The following is a 20,158-nucleotide window of genomic DNA, read 5'->3' on the forward strand; positions in this document are numbered from 1 at the left end:
AATCGTCAGGTGATCGAACCGCTGACCACATCACAGAACAAGAGGGGATATACCTATGCGGGGCAGGCAGAAAATCGCAATCGTCGGTGCAGGTCTTGGTGGTGCAGCAGCCGCCACACTGTTGCAACAGGCCGGCTTCGAGGTCGACGTGTACGAGCAGGCACCGGAATTCACCCGCCTTGGCGCGGGTATCCATATCGGCCCCAACGTGATGAAGATCTTCCGCCGCATGGGGCTGGAGCAGAAGCTGGAGCTGATGAGCTCGCATCCGGACTTCTGGTTCAGCCGCGACGGCAACACGGGCGACTACCTGTCGCGCATCCCGCTCGGTGAGTTCGCCCGCCGTGAGTACGGCGCCTCGTACATCACCATTCACCGCGGCGACCTGCACGCACTGCAGATCGATGCGATCAAGCCGGGCACCGTGCACTTCGGCAAGCGCCTGGAAAAGATTGTCGATGAGGGCGACCAGGTGCGCCTGGACTTCGCCGACGGTACCCACACCGTGGCCGATATCGTCATTGGCGCGGACGGCATCCACTCCAAGATCCGCGAAGAGCTGCTGGGTGTCGAAGCGCCGATCTACAGCGGCTGGGTCGCCCACCGTGCGCTGATCCGCGGCGAACACCTGGCCCAGCATGCCGACGTGTTCGAGGACTGCGTGAAGTGGTGGACCGAAGACCGCCACATGATGGTCTACTACACCACTGGCAAGCGCGACGAGTACTACTTCGTCACCGGCGTACCGCACGAGGCCTGGGACTTCCAGGGCGCCTTCGTCGACAGCAGCCAGGAAGAAATGCGTGCGGCCTTCGAGGGTTACCACCCCACCGTGCAGAAGCTGATCGGCGCCACCGAATCGATTACCAAGTGGCCGCTGCGCAACCGCAACCCGCTGCCGCTGTGGAGCCGTGGCCGCCTGGTGCTGCTGGGCGACGCCTGCCACCCGATGAAACCGCACATGGCGCAAGGCGCGTGCATGGCGATCGAAGATGCGGCGATGCTGACCCGCTGCCTGCAAGAGACCGGACTGTCCGACCACCGCACCGCCTTCGCGCTGTACGAGGCCAACCGCAAGGAACGCGCATCGCGGGTGCAGGCGGTATCCAACGCCAACACCTTCCTCTACAACCAGGAAGACCCGGCCTGGGTTTATGGCTATGACCTCTACGGCCAGGAACTGAAAAGCGGGGAGGCGGCATGAGCACCTTCGTCGCCGGCGGTAACGTCAGCGCCAACGGCATCCGCCAGCATTACCTGCGCTACGGCGGCAAAGGCCATGCGCTGATCCTGGTGCCGGGCATCACCAGCCCAGCGATCACCTGGGGGTTCGTCGCCGAGCGCCTTGGTCAGCACTTCGACACCTATGTGCTGGATGTGCGTGGCCGCGGCCTGTCTTCGAGCGGCCCTGAGCTGGACTACGGCACCGATGCCTGCGCGGCGGACATTCCGGCCTTCGCGGCGGCGCTGGGCCTGGAGCGCTATCACCTGGTCGGCCACTCGATGGGGGCACGTTTCGCCATCCGCGCCGCTGCCCAAGGCGCACCAGGGCTGCAGCGCCTGGTGCTGGTCGACCCACCGGTGTCCGGGCCTGGTCGGCGCGAGTACCCGAGCAAGCTGCCGTGGTACGTCGACTCGATTCGCCAGGCCACCGTTGGCATGAGCGGCGATGACATGCGCGCCTTCTGCGCGACCTGGACCGATGAGCAACTGGCCCTGCGCGCCGAGTGGCTGCACACCTGCCATGAGCCGGCGATCGTGCGTGCCTTCAACGATTTCCACCAGGTGGACATCCATCAGGACCTGCCCCGCGTGCGCCAGCCCGCACTGCTGATGGTGGCCGGGCGGGGCGGCGTGATCCGGTCCCAGGACATCGCCGAAATCCGCGAGCTCAAGCCGGACATCCAGGTCGCGCAGGTCGACAACGCCGGCCACATGATCCCCTGGGATGACCTCGAAGGCTTCTTCGCCGCCTTTGGTGATTTCCTCGACCACACCTTCGACTGACGGAGCACAACACATGAGCAAGATTTACCGGATCGGCCAGATCGTGCCGAGCTCGAACACCACCATGGAAACCGAGATCCCGGCGATGCTCCTGGCGCGCCAGGCGATCCGCCCGGAACGCTTCACCTTCCACTCCAGCCGCATGCGCATGAAGCAGGTGAAGAAGGAAGAACTGGCAGCGATGGATGGCGAGTCCGACCGCTGCGCGGTGGAGTTGTCCGACGCGAAGGTTGACGTGCTCGGCTATGCCTGCCTGGTGGCGATCATGGCCATGGGGCTGGGTTATCACCGTCAGTCGGAGAAACGACTGCAGAAAGCCACCGCTGACAACGACGCGCTGGCGCCGGTGATCACCAGTGCGGGTGCGCTGGTGGAGGCCCTGCATGTGATGAAGGCCAAGCGCATCGCCATCGTCGCGCCCTACATGAAGCCGTTGACCGAACTTGTGGTCAACTACATCCGCGAGGAAGGCTTCGAAGTGCAGGACTGGCGCGCGCTGGAAATCCCCGACAACCTCGCCGTGGCCCGCCACGACCCGGCCAACCTGCCGGGCATCGTCGCCGGCATGAACCTTGAAGGCGTCGATGTGGTGGTGCTTTCGGCTTGCGTGCAGATGCAATCGCTGCCGGCGGTCGCCAAGGTCGAGGCGCAAACCGGCAAGCCGGTGGTCACCGCCGCCATCGCCACCACCTACGCCATGCTCAAGGCGCTGGACCTGGAACCGGTGGTTCCAGGCGCTGGCGCATTGCTGTCGGGCGCTTACTGAATCGGGAGACGAACATGAGCGACGCACAAAGCGCCAGCGACAACTACCAGGGCGTATGGGGCCAGCGCATCGGCTTCGGCCGCAAGGCGGCCCTGCTGATGATCGACTTCATGCAGGGCTACACCACCCCTGGTGCGCCGCTCTACGCTCCCGGCGTGGTGACGGCCGTCGAGCAGGCCGCCGGCCTGCTGGCCCTGGCCCGAGACTGCGGGACGCTGGTGGTCCATACCAACATCCGCTACCAGGCCCCGCACTTCGCCGACGGCGGCGTGTGGGTGCGCAAGGCGCCGGTGATGAAGGACATGGTCGAAGGCAACTCGCTGGCGGCATTCTGCGAGGCCGTGGTGCCACGGGCGGATGAAGTGGTGCTCAGCAAGCAGTACGCCAGCGCCTTCTTCGGTACCAGCCTGGCCTCGCTGCTGCATGCACAAGGCGTCGATACCGTGGTGCTGGCCGGCTGCTCCACCAGTGGCTGCATCCGCGCCAGTGCGGTGGATGCCCTGCAGCACGGTTTCCGAACCATCGTGGTGCGCGAATGTGTCGGTGATCGCCACAACGATCCCCATGAAGCCAACCTGTTCGACATCGACAGCAAGTACGGCGATGTCGTCAGCCGGCAGGAGGCCATGGAGCAGCTTCAACGCCTGGAGAACTGAATCAACCGGTCACCTTGCACCCATAACAATCAAGTAACGGCGCGGGAAGCCCGTTCCATGACCGTCCGCTGTCCAGGCGGTCGCCCCGCAGGAGCACTCGGGGTCTTGTGACGCCCCCCAGGCGTGCCGCGTATAGTGCGCGGCGCGCCCAGAGCGTCGAAAACTGCTGGCCTTAAAACAACCACAAAGTCGCCCGCCAGGAGACAGGAAATGCCAATTGCGAATGCAACCGCGGTCCACGTTGAAGTCGACCGGGGTACTCAAGCGCTTTACCGCAGGATCACCTGGAAGCTCATCCCCTTCCTGTGTTTCTGCTACCTCGCAGCCTATCTGGACCGCATCAATGTCGGCTTCGCCAAGCTGCAGATGCTCGAAGACCTGCAATTCAGCACCGCGGCCTATGGCCTGGGGGCCGGGCTGTTCTTCGTCGGTTACATCATCTTCGAGGTCCCGAGCAACCTGATCCTGCAGCGTGTCGGCGCCAAGCTTTGGATCGCCCGCATCATGATCACCTGGGGCCTGCTCTCGGCCTGCACCATGTTCGTCACCAGCACCACGCAGTTCTACATCCTGCGCTTTTTGCTCGGCGCGGCTGAAGCGGGCTTCCTGCCGGGTGTGCTGTTCTACCTGACCATGTGGTACCCGACCTACCGACGCGGGCGCATCATTGCCCTGTTCATGATCGGGCTGCCGCTGTCGAGCGTGATTGGCGGGCCGATCTCTGGCTGGATCATGGGCCACTTCGACCAGGTACACGGCCTGCATGGCTGGCAGTGGCTGTTCCTGCTGGAGGCGATCCCCAGCGTGCTGCTGGGCATCCTGACGTTCTGGGCGCTGCCGAACAATTTCCAGCAGGCGAAATGGCTGTCGAATGACGACAAGGCGCAGCTGGCAGCGGACCTGGCCGCCGACGATGCCGAGGGCAAGGAGAGCAAGCACAGCTTCCGCGATGGCTTCTTCAACCTCAAGGTGTGGATGCTCGGTGGCATCGATTTCTCGATCCTGCTCAGCGCCTATGCCATGGGCTTCTGGATGCCGACCTTCATTCGCGACGCGGGTGTCAGCGATACCTTCCACATCGGCCTGCTCACGGCGATTCCGAGCCTGGCGGCGTTGGCTGGCATGTTGATGATCGGTGCCAGTTCCGACCGGCATCGCGAACGCCGCTGGCACATCATCGTGCCGTTCATCATCGGCGCGATCGCCATGGCCAGCAGCACCCTGTTCAGCCAGAACCTGGTGATGACGGTGGTGCTGTTTGCGATCGCCTCGGCGGCGATCATCGGTGCGGTGCCGGTGTTCTTCAGCCTGCCGGCGACCTTCCTCAAGGGCACCGCGGCCGCTACCGGTTTTGCCCTCGCGTGCTCGGTGGCCAATATCGCGGGGCTGGTGAGCAACTCGCTGATGGGCATGGTCACCGATCTGACCGGCACCTCCCACGCGGCCTTGTGGGTGTTTGCCCTGTGCCTGCTGCTCAGCTGCTTCCTGGTCATCGCCTTGCCGGCAAAGCTGGTCAACCGTTAACGGTCCAGCGCTTCTTTTGACGGCAGCGCAGGCGGGCACCTAGCTCGCCTGCCGATCCCTTTCAACGCAACCCGACGAGGATGGCCCCTGGGCCGCCGCGGCGGGCTGCTGTTGCCCGCATCCAGGAGTTGCTTTCATGCTCGGTTACATGCCACAGCGTTATTCCCCGACCGCTCGCCTGGCCGGTGGCTGCATCGCCGCCGCCCTGTGCGCCGAGGCGACGGCCGAAGAGCCAGGTTTCATCGCGGGCGCCAGCGCTACGCTGCAAGCACGCAATTACTTTTTCAGTCGTGACTATGCCGATATCAAAGGCCCGAGTACCCAGTCGCGTACCCAGGAGTGGGCCCAGGGCTTCATCTTCAATGCCACCTCCGGCTATACCCCGGGCATGATCGGCATGGGTGTCGACGTCATCGGTCTGCTCGGTCTCAAGCTCGACAGCAGCCCGGAGCATGCCAAGTCGGGGTTGTTGCCCAGCCTTGAAAGCGGCAAGTCGGCAGACGAATACAGCCGCATGGGCGCAGCGATCAAGTTCAAGGCTTCCCGCACCGAACTGAAAGTGGGCGAGTTGATGCCTAACCTGCCCGTGCTGTTGTTCAGCGACCTGCGCCTGCTGCCGCCGACCTACCAGGGCGCGATGCTCGAGTCCCGCGAGTTCCCCGGGTTGACCCTGAGCGCGGGGCAGTTCCGGTCGACCAGCCTGCGTGATTCGTCCAACAGCCAGAAGATGTATGCGCTGGTCAACGACCCGATCAATCCGGCGCGGCTGGCGCGGTTCACCAGTGACCGCTTCAACTATGTCGGCGCCGACTATGCCTTCAACGACAACCGCACCAGTGTCGGCGTGTGGCAGGCGCAACTGGAAGATATCTACCAGCAGCGCTTTTACAGCCTCAAGCACGCCCAGCCGGTGGGTGACTGGACGCTGGGGGTGAATGCCGGCTACTTCGTTGCCCAGGAGGATGGTCGGCAGATCGCTGGTAATTACGACAACCATGCGCTGTTCAGCCTGTTCTCGGCGAAGACCGGTGGGCACACCTTCTATGTGGGGTATCAGCAGATCGGCGGGGACGACGGGTTCATCCAGGTCGGTGCCAACACCAACCCGATGGGCAATACGCTGCCCACCTATGAATTCTCGGCGACGGGGGAGCGCTCGTGGCAGGTGCGGCACGACTACAACTTCGTCGCGCTGGGGATCCCGGGGCTGACCTCGACCCTGCGCTATGTAAAGGGGCGCGACGTCGAGACCGGCCTGGGTTTCGAAGGGCGTGACCGGGAGCGCGACCTGGACCTTGCCTACGTGGTGCAGAGCGGCCCCCTGGCAGGGTTGGGGGTGCGGGTGCGCAATGTGATGGCCCGCTCGAACTATCGGACCGACATCGACGAGAACCGCTTGATCCTGAGTTATACGGTCAAGTTGTTCTGATGAGGGCTGGCTGACTCGCAGGTGAGCGCGGCTATTTGGTCGCAGGCGAAAGAACCGGGTCAGCCAGCGGTTTTACGGTCAGCTCTACACCCAAGGCCAGCATAAGCTTCTGGATGGTATCAAAGCGTGTCTTGCTGCCTCCCTTGAAGGTCTTGTAGAGAGACTCGCGATTGACGCCTGCGTCCTGAGCGAGCTTGTTTACGCCTCTCGCCTTTGCCACTTCCCCCATTGCATGCATCAGGACGTGTGTGTCGTTGGTTTTCAGTGCTTCTGCCAAGAAGGCAGCAATGGTTTCAGGGCTATCGAGAAAGCGGGAAGCTTCAAAGCGCTGCGTGTTGCTCAGGTCCAGATCGAGGATTGGCATTTCTTCATGGCTGTATTTATCGCTCATCTTTTCCACCTCGCAGGTTGTCCAGGATTTCCTTTGCTCGTTTGATGCCTCTGCCTTGGTCAGTTTTGTCACTGCCGTAGAGCATCAGATAGCGGGTTTGACCCGTTCGTACGTAGTACATGCGGTAACCGGGCCCAACGAACACACGCATTTCGCTGACACCATCACCCACTGGCTCTGTGTCGCCAAAGTTTCCGCATTCTGCTCGGCTGATACGGCCAAGGATTGCAGCCTTGCCGATGGAGTCGTTGACACCATTGAGCCATTTATCGAAGTCGGGCGTGCTGCCGATCTCATTCGTCATTGTCGATTGTAGCCTACTAGCTACTTCCTGTCAGACTGGGGCTAACGAGGCTAGGGTGACTAAGATGCTCAAGCAATTACTTGATGGGGTAACCGACAATTTTACGAATTGGCCTACAGCGTTTCGGCCAAGGCAGGGTTGAAAGCCGTGGTCGAAGCCACGGCCTGTCGTTCAGCGCATCGCCGCCAGCTTGATGCCAAAGCCCACCAGGCATGCCCCCGCCAAACGTTCGAACAGGTTGGAAATACGCGGATTGGCGCGCATGCGCTCGGCCAGGTGGTGGGTCAGCACCACCGCGATCAATCCATACAGGAACGTCACCACCGCCACGGTCGCGGCGAGAAAGCCGAAGGTCACCAGCCCCTGATGCTTCACCGGGTCGACGAACAGCGGGAAGAACGCCATGTAGAACATGATCGCCTTGGGGTTGAGCAGGGTGATGAGCATGGTCTGACGCAGGTAGTGGCCGTTGTCCATGCGGCTGGCGCGTGGGGCGCCACCGGGTTTGCTCAGCAGCATGCGCAGCCCGAGGTAGGCCAGGTACGCAGCGCCCGCCCACTGCACGACGTGGAAGGCGGCAGGGTAGGCCGCGAGCAGGGTGGCAACGCCCGCCACCGCCAGCCACAGCAGCACCTGGTCGCCGAGAATCACCCCGCATGTCGCGGCCAGGCCGGCCTTGATGCCGCCCTTGCCGGTGGCGGTGATCAGGGCGAAGTTACCCGGACCGGGAATGGCCAGCACGATGATGAAGGCAATGACGAACGCGCCGTAGTCGGTGACGCCGAGCATGGGGGGAACTCCTGTCGTAGGGCAGAGCAAAGGCACAGACAGGAACTATCGTTTGCGCCGGCCTGCTTTTCAACAATCAAGCCCATTGCCCACGAAACTTGGATCCAATGCTTCGGTTCTGTATCATCCCGCCGCCATCAGAAAGATGGCCGATGATTCATTTAAAGGACTGAGTAATGAAAAAGCTGTTCAAGGCCACCGTCGCCGTTGCTGTCGTTTCCGGCGTTGCCCTGCTGTCCGGTTGCACGGGTCAAGTCTACAACCAGCAGAAAAACTGCTCGTACGACTACCTGTTCCACCCTTCGGTTTCCATTTCCAAGGTTATCGGTGGCTGCGGCCCGATCGATAAACTGCCTCAGCCGCAGTAATCTTGGCGATACCCTGATCGCGTCGCTTGCGACCTGATCCAAGACCCCCGGTCATGCAGATGCCCGGGGGTTTTTGTTTCTCGGGCGTGACAACCTGCCGCTGGGACAACCTGCCGTCTTGCCTCTGGCCACGCAATTTGTTTGTGCTGGCATTTAAGATACAATCAGCGAAACGATTCAGCCCTGTCGGTCAATTCGACAATAGCCTGGGTCGTTTTCTGTTTCTCTGGCCGCTGAACAATGACCACAACAAGCCTGCGCGGAAGAACATGAAACACCTGGGCCAGCCACGGGCCCGTCCTCCGTTCTACAGACTGGAATTGATCAATGTTCAAGAAAGCTGGCAAGACCTTGCTGGGTCTGGCTGTTGCGGCGAGCTTCATGCAAGCACATGCCGCAGAAACCAAGAAAGTCGATGTGCTGCTGGTCGGCGGCGGCATCATGAGCTCCACCCTGGCTGTGTGGCTGCACGAGCTGGAGCCAAGCTGGTCGATGGAAATGGTCGAGCGCCTGGACGGCGTCGCCGAAGAAAGCTCCAACGGCTGGAACAACGCCGGCACCGGCCACTCCGCCCTGGCCGAGCTGAACTACACCCCGCAAGACAAAGACGGCAACGTCAACATCTCCAAAGCCATCGACATCAACGAATCCTTCCAGATTTCCCGTCAGTTCTGGGCCTGGCAAGTGCGCCAGGGTGTGCTGAAGAACCCGCATTCGTTCATCAACACCACCCCGCACATGAGCTTCGTCTGGGGCGATGACAACATCAAGTTCCTCAAGAAGCGTTACGACGCGCTGCAGGCCAGCCCGCTGTTCCGCTCGATGCAGTACTCCGAGGACCACGCGCAGATCGCTAAGTGGGTCCCGCTGATGATGGAAGGCCGCGACCCGAACCAGAAGCTGGCCGTGACCTGGTCGCCGATCGGCACCGACGTCAACTTCGGCGAGATCACCCGCCAGTTCGTTGGCCACCTGAAGACCCAGGACAACTTCAATCTGCAGCTGTCCAGCGAAGTCCAGGACATCACCCGCAACGAGGACGGCTCCTGGCACGTCGAGTACAAGAACCTGAAGGACGGTACCGAAACGGCCACCGACGCCAAGTTCCTGTTCATCGGTGCCGGCGGCGGCGCGCTCAAGCTGCTGCAGAAGTCGGGCATTCCTGAAGCCAAGGAATACGCAGGCTTCCCGGTTGGCGGTTCGTTCCTGGTGACCGAGAACCCGACCGTGGCCATGCAGCACATGGCCAAGGCCTACGGCATTGCTTCGACCGGCGCGCCACCCATGTCGGTCCCGCACCTGGACACCCGCGTGCTCGATGGCAAGCGCGTGATCCTGTTCGGGCCATTCGCCACCTTCTCGACCAAGTTCCTGAAGAACGGCTCGTACCTGGACCTGCTGAAAAGCACCACCCCGCACAACGTGTGGCCGATGGCCAAGGTCGGTATCGACCAGTACCCGCTGGTGGAATACCTCGCCGGTCAGCTGATGCAGTCTGACGACGACCGTTTCGAAGCGCTGCGCACCTACTTCCCGAACGCCAAGAAGGAAGACTGGAAGCTGTGGCAGGCCGGCCAGCGCGTGCAGATCATCAAGCGTGACGAAGAGAAGGGCGGCGTGCTGAAGCTGGGCACCGAAGTGGTGGCCTCGCAGGACCGCACCATCGCCGGCCTGCTGGGTGCATCGCCAGGTGCTTCGACCGCTGCACCGATCATGCTGACCGTCCTGGAAACCGTGTTCAAGGAGAAGGTCGCGACCCCGGAGTGGCAGGCCAAGATCAAAGAGATCGTGCCGAGCTACGGTACCAAGCTGAATGATTCGGCTGCCGCTACCCAGAAAGAGTGGAACTACACCGCTGAGGTGCTGCAGCTGGCCAAGCCGCCGGTCATCGACCAGAGCGTCGGTACCAGCACTGCTGCCAGCCAGCCGGTTGAGAGCAAACCTGAGAACGACATGGCGCTGTAAGCAGCTGCCTTGTTGGGATCGAAAGCCACGGGGGTGACCTCGTGGCTTTTTTGTTGCCACCACTGATCGGAAATTCAGCCCAAGTCCAATAAAAACATATTTTGATGCTTAAATTATCTTGTCAGCCGATCCCCTCAAGGAGGGTGCCGTCATGAACCTCAAGATTGCCGCCTTACTGCTGTTCGCCCTGTGCGCCCAACCGGCGTGGAGCGCGAGCTACTCCACCGCAACCCCCGCCGCCAAACCCGCCGAATCCGCTGCACTGAACACGCGCCTGGCTCTGCGCGACCTGTGGGTCGAGCACATTTTCTGGGTCCGCAACTACGCTGTCGCCAACCAGGCCGGCAATGCCAAGCAGTCTGCCGTCGCCGCCAATGAAGTCGTCGCCGACGCCACCAAGATAGCCAACAGCATCGCCCCGCTCTACGGCAAGCCCGCCGCCGATCAATTGCTCAAGTTGCTCGCCGGTCACTGGGGGGCGATCAAGCACTACAGCGATGCCACTGTGGGCAAAGACAAGAAAGGCCAGCAGGCCGCCGTCGATGAGCTGACCAGCAACGCCAAGGCCATCGCTGCTTTCCTGGCCAAGGCCAACCCCTATTTGCCCGAGCCGACCCTGCTCACGCTGCTCAGCGCCCACGGTGGCCATCACGTTGCCCAGATCGACCAGTTGGCCGCCGCTGACTACACGGGCGAGGCGCGCACCTGGGCGATGATGCGCGAGCATATCCTGGCCTTGTCCGACGCCCTCGCCGCGGCGCTGGTCAAGCAGTTCCCGGACAAGTTCTGATGCTCGAAGGACTGGGCCGTACCCAACAGGACCTGCTCCATGCGTTGTTGCGTCAGCCAACCGGCATGAGCATCGACGACCTGGCGCAGGCCCTGTCCGTCACCCGCACGGCCGTGCGTCAGCACCTGGCCGCACTGGAGCGCGACGGGCTGGTCATGCGGGGTGCTACACGCCCTACCGGCCGACGCCCAGAGCAATTGCACCAGCTGACCGAGCAGGGCCGTGAATTGTTTCCCCGCCAGTACCCGCTGCTAGCCAACCTGCTGATCGGTGAAGTCGCCGGCCTGCTGGGCGAGCCGGCGCTGCTGGCGCTGATGCGCCAACTAGGGCGCAAGCTGGCCAAGGACCTGCAGCCCGAGGTGGTCGATGAAGGGCAGATCGTGCAGCACATGAATGCAGCCGGGTATGAAGCCGAAGTGTTCTTTCGCTCAGGCGGGGAACCGCAGATCGTTGCGCACAACTGCGTGTTTCATCACCTGGCCAAGGCGCACCCGGTGGTCTGCGAGCTGGACCTTGCGCTGATCGGGGCCTTGGGTGGGGGAGAGGTGGAACATCAGGAATGCATGCTGCGTGGCGGCCAGGTTTGCCGCTTCGCGCTGCGCAAGCACGACACTCGATAAGAAAACCCGATCCCTGTGGGAGCAGCCATCACTGCTGTCGCAGGATGCACGCCAGCAATCCAGGGAACCGCCCGTCGAGCATTTCACTGCGCAGCGAATTCATATGGGTGGTCCCCACATTGCGCGTATGCACCAGCCCCGCATCGCGCAACACGCGAAAATGGTGCGACATGCTCGACTTCGGCCGGCCACCGTCCAGCTCACCGCAGCTGGCTTCGGTCACGCCCGCCAGGTGGCGCACGATCTCAAGGCGCACGGGGTCGCTCAGCGCATAGAGCACGCGCTCGAGGATCAGGTCTTCGGGGTTGGGATGTTTGTAGGCTCGCATGGTCGCCATGATAACGGGGGTTTCACAAATTGCCATAGTTCGAATATGATCGAACAATCGTATTCGAAAGACCCTGGAGTCTGCTCATGTCTGCATTGTTCGAACCCTATACCCTCAAGGACGTCACCCTGCGCAACCGCATTGCCATTCCGCCGATGTGCCAGTACATGGCCGAGGACGGCATGATCAACGACTGGCACCAGGTGCATTACGCCAGCTTGGCACGGGGTGGCGCCGGCCTGATGGTGGTCGAGGCCACTGCAGTGGCGCCGGAAGGGCGCATCACCCCCGGCTGCGCCGGTATCTGGAGCGACGCCCATGCCCAGGCCTTCGTGCCGGTGGTGCAGGCGATCAAGGCCGCGGGCTCGGTGCCCGGTATCCAGATCGCCCATGCCGGGCGCAAGGCCAGCGCCAACCGCCCGTGGGAAGGTGACGACCATATCGCCGCTGACGATGCCCGTGGCTGGGAAACCATCGCCCCCTCGGCCATCGCCTTTGGTGCGCACCTGCCGAAAGTGCCGCGCGAAATGACCCTGGACGATATCGCCCGAGTCAAGCAGGACTTCGCCGATGCCGCCCGCCGTGCGCGGGACGCCGGCTTCGAGTGGATCGAGCTGCACTTTGCCCATGGTTACCTGGGCCAGAGCTTCTTCTCTGAACATTCCAACCAGCGTACTGACGCTTATGGCGGCAGCTTCGAGAACCGTAGCCGCTTCCTGCTGGAAACCCTGGCTGCCGTGCGTGAGGTATGGCCGGAACACCTGCCGCTGACGGCCCGTTTTGGTGTGCTGGAGTATGACGGTCGGGATGAGCAGACCTTGGATGAATCCATTGAGCTGGCGCGTATGTTCAAGGCAGGTGGCCTTGATCTGCTGAGTGTGAGTGTCGGTTTCACCATCCCTGAAACCAGCATTCCATGGGGCCCGGCGTTCATGGGGCCGATTGCCGAGCGCGTGCGCCGCGAGGCGGGGTTGCCGGTGACTTCGGCTTGGGGGTTTGGTACGCCGCAGTTGGCGGAAGCGGCGCTGCAGGCCAATCAGCTCGACCTGGTGTCGGTGGGGCGTGCGCATTTGGCCGACCCGCATTGGGCGTATTTTGCGGCCAAGGCGTTGGGCGTGGATAAAGCGGCGTGGACCTTGCCTGCGCCGTATGCGCATTGGCTTGAGCGTTATCGCTGAGTGAAGGCGGGGCCGCACAGCGGCCCCCGCCTCAAAACCGATCCAGCCGATAAGCCCCAAGATCCGCGCCAGCCTCCCGCTCAGCCAACCGCCCCACCCATTGCGCCGTCACCGCCGCCTGGGTCAACCCCAGGTGCTGATGCCCAAACGCAAGCAACACCCGCCCATCGCACACCCGATCGATCACCGGCAACGAATCCGGCAGCGAAGGCCTGAACCCCATCCACGGTGTAGCCCCCTCGATCTCCAGATCCCGCTTGAACAACCCCTTGCTCAACCGGTGCAACTGCCACGCCCGTTGCATGCTCGGTGGCGCCTCCAGCCCGGCGAATTCCACCGTGCCCGCCAGGCGTAGCCCGTCAGCCATCGGCGTCATGATGAACTTGCGCTCCAGCGAGGTCACCGCGAACGGCAGGCGCTGGTGCTCGCCAGGCAACATCAGGTGATAGCCGCGCTCGGTGTCCAGTGGCACGCGCTTGCCCGTCAGCGTGGCCGTCAGCTGCGCAGAATGGGCGCCGCAGCTGATCAGCACCTGGCGCGCACTGAAGAATCCACGGTCACTGGCCAGCTTGACGCCCTGACCGTCCAGCTGCCCGCCGTCGACCTGCCCCTGGACGAAACGCACGCCACTGGCCTTGGCCGCCTCGAACAGTTCGCAAACCACCCGATAGGGGTCCAGAAAATGCCCGGTACCAGGGAAGAACAGCCCGCCGAGCAGCGAAGGGTTCAGCTGCGGCGCGGCTTCGTGCACGGCGCCGGCCGACCACATGTCCACCGCCACATCCTGTTGCTGCATACGTGTGCGCAAGGCTTCCAGCGCCTGGCGCGACTCGGGCCGTTCGAACACCAGCAGCGAACCATCCTCTTTGAACAGGTCGCTACGCCCGATCGAGCCCAGCAAACGTTGCCAGGCCCCGAGGCTGCCCTCGTTCAACGCGCGAATACCCGACACGCTGCGCTGGAACGGGGCCGGGCGCAGGTTGAGCAGCAGGCGGGTGAACCAGGGCAGCGCTTTTGGCAGGTACTTCCAGTCCAGCCGCAGCGGGCCCATCGGGTCCAGCAGCATGCGTGGCAGGCGCTTGAGGATCGACAGGTCGGCGATGGGGAATACCTGCTCGGTGGCCAGGTGCCCGGCATTGCCGTAGGACGCGCCGTGGCCCGGCGCCTGGCGGTCGATCAGCAGCACCCGGCGGCCCTGGCGGGCCAGTTGCAGGGCGCAGGCGACGCCGACGATGCCGGCGCCGACCACGGCGATATCGGTTTCAGGGGAGGCATCGAGCATGATTCAGCGTTCCCGCTTGCCGTCGAGCAAACGCCGCAGCTGCAGCGGGTTGCCGTGCTTCAACGCCTGCGGTAGCAGGGCATCCGGGAAGTCCTGGTAGCACACCGGGCGCAGGAAACGCAGGATCGCCGCCGTGCCCACCGAGGTGCTGCGGGCATCGGACGTGGCCGGGAACGGCCCGCCGTGGACCATGGCATCGCACACTTCCACCCCCGTTGGCCAACCGTTGACCAGAATGCGTCCGGCTTTGCGTTCCAAGGTCGGCAGCAGGGCGCGGGCGCTGTCCAGGTCGCCGTCGTCCAGGTGCAGGGTGGCGGTCAGCTGACCCTCCAGGTGCTCGGCAACCTGGTGCACTTGCGCGTCGTTTTCACAGGCGACCACCAGCGAGGCGGCGCCGAACACTTCGGCCTGCAGCGCCGGGTCGGTGAGGAATGCACCCGCCTGGGTAACGAACAGCTGCGCCTGGCACTGGTTGGGACCGTGCTGCGGCTGGCCGCTGGCGGCGACCTGGGCATTGGCGTTGTCGGCCAAGGCAGCGATACCGGCTGCATAGGCGCTGTGGATGCCTGGGGTGAGCATGGTCTGCGCAGCGGCTTGGCGCACTTGCTCGCTGGCGGCGGCAATGAAGCGCTGCAACGCGGGCCCCTGGCGGGCGATGACCAGGCCAGGATTGGTGCAGAACTGGCCGGCCCCCTGGGTCAGCGAAGCGACGAAGCCTTGGGCCAGCGACTCGGCCCGTGCCTGCAGGGCCGCATCGAAGAGGAAAACCGGGTTGATCGAACTCATTTCCGCATACACCGGGATCGGCTCCGGGCGCGCCTGGGCGGCCTGGCACAGGGCGATGCCGCCGCTGCGCGAACCGGTGAAACCGACGGCCTTGATGCGTGGGTCGCTGACCAGGGCAATGCCGACTTCACGGCCCGCGCCATACAGCAGCGAGAACACGCCCTCGGGCAGCCCGCACAGTTGCACGGCGCGTGCCACGGCCTGGCCGACCAGTTCGCTGGTGCCGGGGTGGGCACCGTGGGCTTTGACCACCACCGGGCAACCGGCCGCCAGGGCCGAGGCGGTGTCGCCCCCGGCCACCGAGAAGGCCAGGGGGAAGTTGCTGGCGCCGAATACGGCGACCGGGCCCAGGGCCACCTGGCGTTGGCGCAGGTCGGCGCGGGGCAGGGGCTGGCGGTCGGGGAGGTGGTTGTCGACCCGTACATCCAGCCACTCGCCGTCGCGCACCACGCGGGCGAAGGTCCGCAGTTGCGTGCAGGTGCGGCCGCGCTCGCCCTGGATACGCGCCTTGGGCAGGCCGCTTTCGGCCACGGCGCGGTCGATCAGGGCGTCGCCCAGCGCTTCGATCTGGTCGGCGATGGTGTCGAGAAACGCTGCACGTTGTTCGAGTGAAGTCTCGCGGTAGCGGTCGAACGCCGTCCAGGCCAGGGCGCAGGCCTGGGCAACGTGCTCGCCGGTGCCACCGGCGTAAGCGGGTTCCAGCGCCTGGTTGGTGGCCGGGTCGATGGCGCGGATGGCTGCTTGGCTGCCGGTCACGGCGCGCTGGCCGATCAGCAGGTTGCCTGTCAGGGACATGGGGCATCCTTGGGAATTGGGTTCAGAAAGCGGGCCGCTGCGCGGCCCATCGCCGGCAAGCCGGCTCCCACAAGGTCATCACAGGTTTCAGATTGTGGGAGCCGGCTTGCCGGCGATGGGCTGCGAAGCAGCCCCACGGATCAGGCCAGGTGCTGCTCGGCCGACCAGTTGGCGTACCAGCTGCGGAACAGCGCGTACTGCTGCTCGGCGTAGTTGCGCTGGGCGTCGGTGAGCTCGTCGGTTTCATTGAAGTGCAGGCTGTACTCGGTGTCGCCGTTGAGCACCATCAGGTGCTTGTAGTACAGCACCAGGTCGCAGCCTTCATCGAACGACGACAGCACCGCCAGCGCCGACTCCAGCTCACGCGCCAGACGGCGGGCCCGGGCATCGCCCTTGGCGGCTTGCTTGCTAAGGCTCACCAGTTGCAGCACTTCACGCGGCAGGGCGTTGCCGATGCCGGTGATGGCGCCGGTGGCGTTGCAGTTGACGAAGCCATGCACCACCTGGGTGTCGACGCCGACCATCAAGGTCACGTCGTCATCCTTGGAGGTGATGTGCTCGGCGGCATAGCGCAGGTCGGCGCCGCCACCGAATTCCTTGAAACCGATCAGGTTCGGGTATTCGCGACGCAGTTCGAAGAACAGGTCGGCGCGGGTGGCGAAGCCGTAGTAGGGGCTGTTGTAGATCACTGCCGGCAGCTTCGGCGCGGCCGCGAGGATCGCCGAGAAGTGGTGCTTCTGGGCGATCAGCGAGGCACCGCGCGACAGCACGCGGGGGATGACCATCAGGCCGGCGGCGCCGACCTTGGCGGCATGGGCAGCATGGGCCACGGCCTCGCGGGTGTTCACCGCGCCGGTGCCAACGATGGTCGGGATGCCGGCGGCCACCAGGCGCGCCACGCCTTCCTGGCGCTCGGCCTCGGTCAGCAGCGGCCAGTCGCCCATCGAGCCGCAGTACACCACCGCGCTCATGCCGGCTTCGATCAGCTCAAGGCCCTTGCGCACCAGGGCGTCGAAGTCCGGTTTGCGCGCGGCGGTGCACGGGGTCATCAGGGCGGGCATGCAGCCAGTGAAGATGTTGTCGCTCATGGGTGTCACTCCTTGCAGTATTCAGTCGGGGTTGCGAAGAAAAAGGCCAGGGGCGTCAGATGCCCCAGGCAAACGGATCCTGTTCGTCGATCAGCAGGGTGCTGTCGGCGGTCATGTAGGCGCGGCCGGTGATGAACGGGCGAATGCGCTCGCCCTCGCGCTGGTAGCGGCCGTGGAACTGGCTGCCGGTGATGCTGGCCTGGACCCAGGTCTGGCCTTCGGCGAGCTTGCCGTCGGCGGCCAGGCACGCCAGCTTGGCGCTGGTGCCGGTGCCGCAGGGAGAGCGGTCGTAGGCCTTGCCGGGGCACATGACGAAATTGCGGCTGTCGGCGTTGGCGTCATCGGCGAACAGCTCGACATGGTCGATGAGGGCGCCGTGCTCGCCGGTGATGCCCTGGGCTTCGAGGGCCTTGAGCATGGCCCAGGTGTACTCGGTGAGGGCTTCGCGGTTGTCCAGCGCGATGCGCTGGCCATGCTCGGACACCAGGAAGAACCAGTTGCCACCCCAGGCGATGTCGCCGTGCACCACGCCGTGGCCTGGAACGTCCACCGGCACCTGCTGGCGGTAGCGGTAGGCCGGTACGTTGCCGACGGTGACCGCACCGTCTTCATGCAGGGTGGCGCTGACCTGGCCGACTGGAGTGTCGATCTTGTGCACGCCGGGTTCGATCAGGCCCAGGTGCTGCAGCGAGGCGACCAGGCCGATGGTGCCGTGGCCACACATGTTCAGGTAGCCGGTGTTGTTGAAGAAGATCACCCCGCAGGTGGCGTCGGCCGACACCGGTGGGCAGTACAGCGCGCCGACCAGCACGTCGTTGCCGCGTGGCTCCAGCAGGCAGGCACGGCGCCAGTCGTCGTGCAGCTCGCGCAGTTCGTCGCGCTGCTCAGCCATGCTGCGGCCGTTGAGGGTGGGGAAGCCCTTCATCACCAGGCGGGTGGGTTCGCCGCCGGTGTGGGAGTCGATGACGTGAACGTGTTTCATGGACATCTCCGAATATTTGGTGCGCTTGCGGGCCTCATCGCCGGCAAGCCGGCTCCCACAGGTACAGCGCAGGCATTGTGGGAGCCGGCTTGCCGGCGATAGGGCCAGCAGCCTTCAAGAAGCCAGTGCAGCCGGGCGCTTGGCTGCCGGCACCTCGTGGCTGGCTTCGCTTTCATCCTCGCCCTCCAGGCGCACCAGGTGAGCCGGCACCCCGGTGGCCGCGCCCCAGTAGTAGATGCCCAGTGCACAGGCGGCCACGGCAAGGGTGTCGAACGGGTGAGCAAGCACGCCCAGGCCGCCAAAGCTCCCGAGCCAGGACAGCAGGATGGTCACCGCGTAGAAACCGATCAGCCAGGCCGACGAGCGCACTTGCTGGGCCAGCGACAGGTGCTGGGTAGGTACGAAACGGGCACACAGCAGGTACAGCACGAACATCACGATCTGCAGGGCCAGCAGCCACGACACGGTGTTCCAGCCGGACCAGTAGACGATCAACGCGGCGATGATGAACGACAGCGGGCCGAGCACGCCCATGCCCATGACCCGGAACGGGCGCGGCATGTCCGGTGCGTTGCGGCGCAGGGCGGCGACGGTGACCGGGGCCACGGCGTAGCTCAGCACCAGGGCGGCGGAAACCACGTTGATCAGCGCTTCCCAGGACGGGAACGGCAGGGTCCAGAACACCGACAGACCAAAGGTCAGCCACAGGGCAGGGCGCGGGATGCCGGATTGCTCGTCGATACGGGTGAAGTATTTGAAGAAGGTACCGGTCTGCGCCCAGCCATAGACCACGCGCGGGGTGGCGTTCATGTAGATGTTGCCGCAGCCGCTGGGCGAGATCACCGCATCGGCCACCACCAGGTAGGCCAGCCAGCCGACGCCCAGGGCCAGGGCGATGTCACGGTAGGGCAGGGCCAGTTCCTTGGTCACGCCAGCCCAGCCGTTGGCGAGCATTTCGGTCGGGATGCTGCCGAGGAAGGCCAGTTGCAGCAGGGCATAGATCGCGGTGGACAGCAGTACCGAGAGGATCAGCGCGATCGGGATGGTGCGCTGCGGGTTCTTCACTTCGCTGGCCACCGAGATGATCGGCGTCAGGCCTAGGTAGGCGAAAATGATGCCACCGGCCGACACCGCCATTTCCACGCCGGACAGGCCGAACGGGGCAAACCCTTGGACCTCGAAATTCTCAGGCTTGAAGAAGGTGAACAGCACGCCGATCACCAGCAACGGCACGATGAACTTGAACACGCTGACCAGGTTGTTGGCCTTGGCGAAGGTCTTCACGCTGCGGTAGTTGAGCAAGAAGAACAGCCCCAGCAAGGCGAACTGCACCAGCCAGCCGAGCACGGTGGGGTCGCTGGAGCCGGCCTTGGTCAGCCCGGGAAACCAGGCGGCGGCGTACTGGCGGGAAGCGACCACTTCGATGGCGATCAGGCTGGAAAAGGCGATCAGCGTGATGAAGCCCATCAGGTAGCCGAGCAGCGGGCCGTGCGAGTACACCGGGTAGCGCACCACACCGCCGGCACGTGGCAGGGCGGCGCCGAGCTCGCAGTAGACGATGCCCAGCAGCAACACGGCGAAACCGCCGAGGAACCAGGAGAGGATACCGGCCGGGCCGGCGATGGCCGACACGTGGCTGGCGGCGAACAGCCAGCCGGAGCCGAAGATGGCGCCGAGGCCGATGAAGGTGAGGTCGAGCAATGACAGCTGTTTCTTGAATTTGCCTGACATGGGTGCGCCTTTTTGTAGGTTTTGGATAGGCAGGTCTGATGTCACGTGATACGGCTTGTACGGCCGCGCTCTTGTAGGGATGGGGCGGCTTGCGTGGGGCATAGAGTGGACCGGGCGGGGGCGTCGGTTCTTGATGGTTTTCTGCAAGCTGGATGACGAAATCGGCACAGTTGCAGAAAACGCTGGCGGCCGGGTGGGCTCGGTGGATAGGCTGGAGGACACAGTAGATAAGGGCTGTAAAGGTGTGGTGAAGCTGCCGGCCCTTTCGCGGGACAAGCCCGCTCCCACAGGTATCACACCGTGCCTGAAGACAGTGGGGGATCTGTGGGAGCGGGCTTGTCCCGCGAAGAGGCCAGTAGCCTCACCTTCGAGAATCGAT

Annotated in this window: 20 protein-coding genes; 11 read left to right on the forward strand and 9 right to left on the reverse strand. The window is 64.0% G+C overall.

Going from position 1 to position 20,158, the window contains the following annotated elements; translation table 11 throughout:
- Nucleotides 1-55: 55 nt before the first annotated feature.
- The 6 genes from nicC to ACIPZG_RS02595 all read left to right on the forward strand — a co-directional run bounded on the left by nicC (nucleotide 56) and on the right by ACIPZG_RS02595 (nucleotide 6,382).
- On the forward strand, nucleotides 56-1,204 hold the full coding sequence (gene nicC / locus ACIPZG_RS02570) for a 6-hydroxynicotinate 3-monooxygenase (protein ID WP_400709870.1): 1,149 nt from the start codon (nucleotides 56-58) through the stop codon (nucleotides 1,202-1,204).
- Entirely contained in the window at nucleotides 1,201-2,007 is an 807-nt protein-coding gene (nicD, locus tag ACIPZG_RS02575; RefSeq protein ID WP_400709873.1) for an N-formylmaleamate deformylase, read from the forward strand. The genes nicC and nicD overlap by 4 nt, the downstream gene beginning before the upstream one ends.
- A gap of 13 nt (nucleotides 2,008-2,020) precedes the next feature.
- Nucleotides 2,021-2,773 carry a hypothetical protein gene (locus tag ACIPZG_RS02580; RefSeq protein ID WP_008097345.1) on the forward strand — a complete coding sequence of 251 codons (753 nt, stop codon included), beginning with the start codon at nucleotides 2,021-2,023 and terminating at the stop codon, nucleotides 2,771-2,773.
- A gap of 14 nt (nucleotides 2,774-2,787) precedes the next feature.
- Nucleotides 2,788-3,429 (forward strand): N-carbamoylsarcosine amidohydrolase, encoded by a 642-nt coding sequence (locus ACIPZG_RS02585; RefSeq protein ID WP_400709876.1) that lies wholly within the window; start codon nucleotides 2,788-2,790, stop codon nucleotides 3,427-3,429.
- Between the two features lie 210 nt (nucleotides 3,430-3,639).
- Complete coding sequence (locus ACIPZG_RS02590; protein ID WP_400709879.1) at nucleotides 3,640-4,953, forward strand: MFS transporter; 1,314 nt, start codon at nucleotides 3,640-3,642, stop codon at nucleotides 4,951-4,953.
- A 136-nt stretch (nucleotides 4,954-5,089) separates the two neighbouring features.
- Entirely contained in the window at nucleotides 5,090-6,382 is a 1,293-nt protein-coding gene (locus ACIPZG_RS02595; RefSeq protein WP_400709882.1) for an OprD family porin, read from the forward strand.
- Between the two features lie 31 nt (nucleotides 6,383-6,413).
- Here ACIPZG_RS02595 and ACIPZG_RS02600 read toward each other — a convergent pair whose 3' ends face one another.
- The 3 genes from ACIPZG_RS02600 to ACIPZG_RS02610 all read right to left on the reverse strand — a co-directional run bounded on the left by ACIPZG_RS02600 (nucleotide 6,414) and on the right by ACIPZG_RS02610 (nucleotide 7,866).
- On the reverse strand, nucleotides 6,414-6,773 hold the full coding sequence (locus tag ACIPZG_RS02600) for an addiction module antidote protein (protein ID WP_400639335.1): 360 nt from the start codon (nucleotides 6,771-6,773) through the stop codon (nucleotides 6,414-6,416).
- Nucleotides 6,763-7,077, reverse strand: coding sequence for a type II toxin-antitoxin system RelE/ParE family toxin (locus tag ACIPZG_RS02605; protein ID WP_400709885.1), 315 nt, complete (start codon nucleotides 7,075-7,077; stop codon nucleotides 6,763-6,765). The genes ACIPZG_RS02600 and ACIPZG_RS02605 overlap by 11 nt, the downstream gene beginning before the upstream one ends.
- Before the next feature lie 171 nt (nucleotides 7,078-7,248).
- Nucleotides 7,249-7,866: a LysE family transporter gene (locus ACIPZG_RS02610; RefSeq protein WP_008097339.1), complete on the reverse strand. Its 618-nt coding sequence runs from the start codon at nucleotides 7,864-7,866 to the stop codon at nucleotides 7,249-7,251.
- A gap of 176 nt (nucleotides 7,867-8,042) precedes the next feature.
- Between ACIPZG_RS02610 and ACIPZG_RS02615 the strand changes: the two genes are divergently transcribed.
- The 4 genes from ACIPZG_RS02615 to ACIPZG_RS02630 all read left to right on the forward strand — a co-directional run bounded on the left by ACIPZG_RS02615 (nucleotide 8,043) and on the right by ACIPZG_RS02630 (nucleotide 11,609).
- Complete coding sequence (locus ACIPZG_RS02615) at nucleotides 8,043-8,234, forward strand: DUF4223 family protein (protein ID WP_008097338.1); 192 nt, start codon at nucleotides 8,043-8,045, stop codon at nucleotides 8,232-8,234.
- Nucleotides 8,235-8,561: 327 nt separating this feature from the next.
- Entirely contained in the window at nucleotides 8,562-10,199 is a 1,638-nt protein-coding gene (mqo, locus tag ACIPZG_RS02620; RefSeq protein ID WP_400709888.1) for a malate dehydrogenase (quinone), read from the forward strand.
- A 151-nt stretch (nucleotides 10,200-10,350) separates the two neighbouring features.
- A complete protein-coding gene (locus ACIPZG_RS02625; RefSeq protein ID WP_400709891.1) occupies nucleotides 10,351-10,989 on the forward strand; it encodes a hypothetical protein in 639 nt (212 codons plus the stop codon).
- Nucleotides 10,989-11,609 (forward strand): helix-turn-helix transcriptional regulator, encoded by a 621-nt coding sequence (locus tag ACIPZG_RS02630; RefSeq protein WP_400709894.1) that lies wholly within the window; start codon nucleotides 10,989-10,991, stop codon nucleotides 11,607-11,609. Before ACIPZG_RS02625 ends, ACIPZG_RS02630 begins: the two co-directional genes overlap by 1 nt.
- Before the next feature lie 28 nt (nucleotides 11,610-11,637).
- Here ACIPZG_RS02630 and ACIPZG_RS02635 read toward each other — a convergent pair whose 3' ends face one another.
- Nucleotides 11,638-11,973 (reverse strand): ArsR/SmtB family transcription factor, encoded by a 336-nt coding sequence (locus ACIPZG_RS02635; protein ID WP_400709897.1) that lies wholly within the window; start codon nucleotides 11,971-11,973, stop codon nucleotides 11,638-11,640.
- Nucleotides 11,974-12,023: 50 nt separating this feature from the next.
- On the opposite strand from ACIPZG_RS02635, the gene xenA reads away from it, so the two are divergent.
- A complete protein-coding gene (gene xenA / locus ACIPZG_RS02640) occupies nucleotides 12,024-13,115 on the forward strand; it encodes a xenobiotic reductase XenA (protein WP_400709900.1) in 1,092 nt (363 codons plus the stop codon).
- A 31-nt stretch (nucleotides 13,116-13,146) separates the two neighbouring features.
- On the opposite strand, the gene ACIPZG_RS02645 is transcribed toward xenA, so the two are convergent.
- The 5 genes from ACIPZG_RS02645 to ACIPZG_RS02665 all read right to left on the reverse strand — a co-directional run bounded on the left by ACIPZG_RS02645 (nucleotide 13,147) and on the right by ACIPZG_RS02665 (nucleotide 19,779).
- The gene (locus tag ACIPZG_RS02645; protein WP_400709903.1) at nucleotides 13,147-14,397 is read right to left on the reverse strand and encodes an NAD(P)/FAD-dependent oxidoreductase; all 1,251 of its coding nucleotides are present in this window, start codon (nucleotides 14,395-14,397) and stop codon (nucleotides 13,147-13,149) included.
- A gap of 3 nt (nucleotides 14,398-14,400) precedes the next feature.
- Entirely contained in the window at nucleotides 14,401-15,978 is a 1,578-nt protein-coding gene (locus ACIPZG_RS02650) for an aldehyde dehydrogenase (NADP(+)) (RefSeq protein WP_400709906.1), read from the reverse strand.
- A gap of 140 nt (nucleotides 15,979-16,118) precedes the next feature.
- Complete coding sequence (locus ACIPZG_RS02655) at nucleotides 16,119-17,066, reverse strand: dihydrodipicolinate synthase family protein (RefSeq protein WP_400709909.1); 948 nt, start codon at nucleotides 17,064-17,066, stop codon at nucleotides 16,119-16,121.
- Nucleotides 17,067-17,121: 55 nt separating this feature from the next.
- Nucleotides 17,122-18,048 carry a 4-hydroxyproline epimerase gene (locus ACIPZG_RS02660; RefSeq protein ID WP_008100641.1) on the reverse strand — a complete coding sequence of 309 codons (927 nt, stop codon included), beginning with the start codon at nucleotides 18,046-18,048 and terminating at the stop codon, nucleotides 17,122-17,124.
- Between the two features lie 114 nt (nucleotides 18,049-18,162).
- Nucleotides 18,163-19,779, reverse strand: a complete 1,617-nt coding sequence (locus ACIPZG_RS02665) for an APC family permease (RefSeq protein WP_400709912.1) — start codon at nucleotides 19,777-19,779, stop codon at nucleotides 18,163-18,165.
- Between the last annotated feature and the right edge of the window lie 379 nt (nucleotides 19,780-20,158).

Source organism: Pseudomonas sp. NPDC089395, from assembly GCF_044749525.1.
In the GTDB taxonomy this organism is placed as follows: Bacteria; Pseudomonadota; Gammaproteobacteria; order Pseudomonadales; family Pseudomonadaceae; genus Aquipseudomonas.

Excerpts from the sequence above, each read along its gene's own strand:
- nicC (WP_400709870.1), top strand. The coding sequence starts at position 56 with ATGCGGGGCAGGCAGAAAATCGCAATCGTCGGTGCAGGTCTTGGTGGT.
- nicD (WP_400709873.1), top strand. The coding sequence starts at position 1,201 with ATGAGCACCTTCGTCGCCGGCGGTAACGTCAGCGCCAACGGCATCCGC.
- ACIPZG_RS02580 (WP_008097345.1), top strand. The coding sequence starts at position 2,021 with ATGAGCAAGATTTACCGGATCGGCCAGATCGTGCCGAGCTCGAACACC.
- ACIPZG_RS02585 (WP_400709876.1), top strand. The coding sequence starts at position 2,788 with ATGAGCGACGCACAAAGCGCCAGCGACAACTACCAGGGCGTATGGGGC.
- ACIPZG_RS02590 (WP_400709879.1), top strand. The coding sequence starts at position 3,640 with ATGCCAATTGCGAATGCAACCGCGGTCCACGTTGAAGTCGACCGGGGT.
- ACIPZG_RS02595 (WP_400709882.1), top strand. The coding sequence starts at position 5,090 with ATGCTCGGTTACATGCCACAGCGTTATTCCCCGACCGCTCGCCTGGCC.
- ACIPZG_RS02600 (WP_400639335.1), bottom strand. The coding sequence starts at position 6,773 with ATGAGCGATAAATACAGCCATGAAGAAATGCCAATCCTCGATCTGGAC.
- ACIPZG_RS02605 (WP_400709885.1), bottom strand. The coding sequence starts at position 7,077 with ATGACGAATGAGATCGGCAGCACGCCCGACTTCGATAAATGGCTCAAT.
- ACIPZG_RS02610 (WP_008097339.1), bottom strand. The coding sequence starts at position 7,866 with ATGCTCGGCGTCACCGACTACGGCGCGTTCGTCATTGCCTTCATCATC.
- ACIPZG_RS02615 (WP_008097338.1), top strand. The coding sequence starts at position 8,043 with ATGAAAAAGCTGTTCAAGGCCACCGTCGCCGTTGCTGTCGTTTCCGGC.
- mqo (WP_400709888.1), top strand. The coding sequence starts at position 8,562 with ATGTTCAAGAAAGCTGGCAAGACCTTGCTGGGTCTGGCTGTTGCGGCG.
- ACIPZG_RS02625 (WP_400709891.1), top strand. The coding sequence starts at position 10,351 with ATGAACCTCAAGATTGCCGCCTTACTGCTGTTCGCCCTGTGCGCCCAA.
- ACIPZG_RS02630 (WP_400709894.1), top strand. The coding sequence starts at position 10,989 with ATGCTCGAAGGACTGGGCCGTACCCAACAGGACCTGCTCCATGCGTTG.
- ACIPZG_RS02635 (WP_400709897.1), bottom strand. The coding sequence starts at position 11,973 with ATGGCAATTTGTGAAACCCCCGTTATCATGGCGACCATGCGAGCCTAC.
- xenA (WP_400709900.1), top strand. The coding sequence starts at position 12,024 with ATGTCTGCATTGTTCGAACCCTATACCCTCAAGGACGTCACCCTGCGC.
- ACIPZG_RS02645 (WP_400709903.1), bottom strand. The coding sequence starts at position 14,397 with ATGCTCGATGCCTCCCCTGAAACCGATATCGCCGTGGTCGGCGCCGGC.
- ACIPZG_RS02650 (WP_400709906.1), bottom strand. The coding sequence starts at position 15,978 with ATGTCCCTGACAGGCAACCTGCTGATCGGCCAGCGCGCCGTGACCGGC.
- ACIPZG_RS02655 (WP_400709909.1), bottom strand. The coding sequence starts at position 17,066 with ATGAGCGACAACATCTTCACTGGCTGCATGCCCGCCCTGATGACCCCG.
- ACIPZG_RS02660 (WP_008100641.1), bottom strand. The coding sequence starts at position 18,048 with ATGAAACACGTTCACGTCATCGACTCCCACACCGGCGGCGAACCCACC.
- ACIPZG_RS02665 (WP_400709912.1), bottom strand. The coding sequence starts at position 19,779 with ATGTCAGGCAAATTCAAGAAACAGCTGTCATTGCTCGACCTCACCTTC.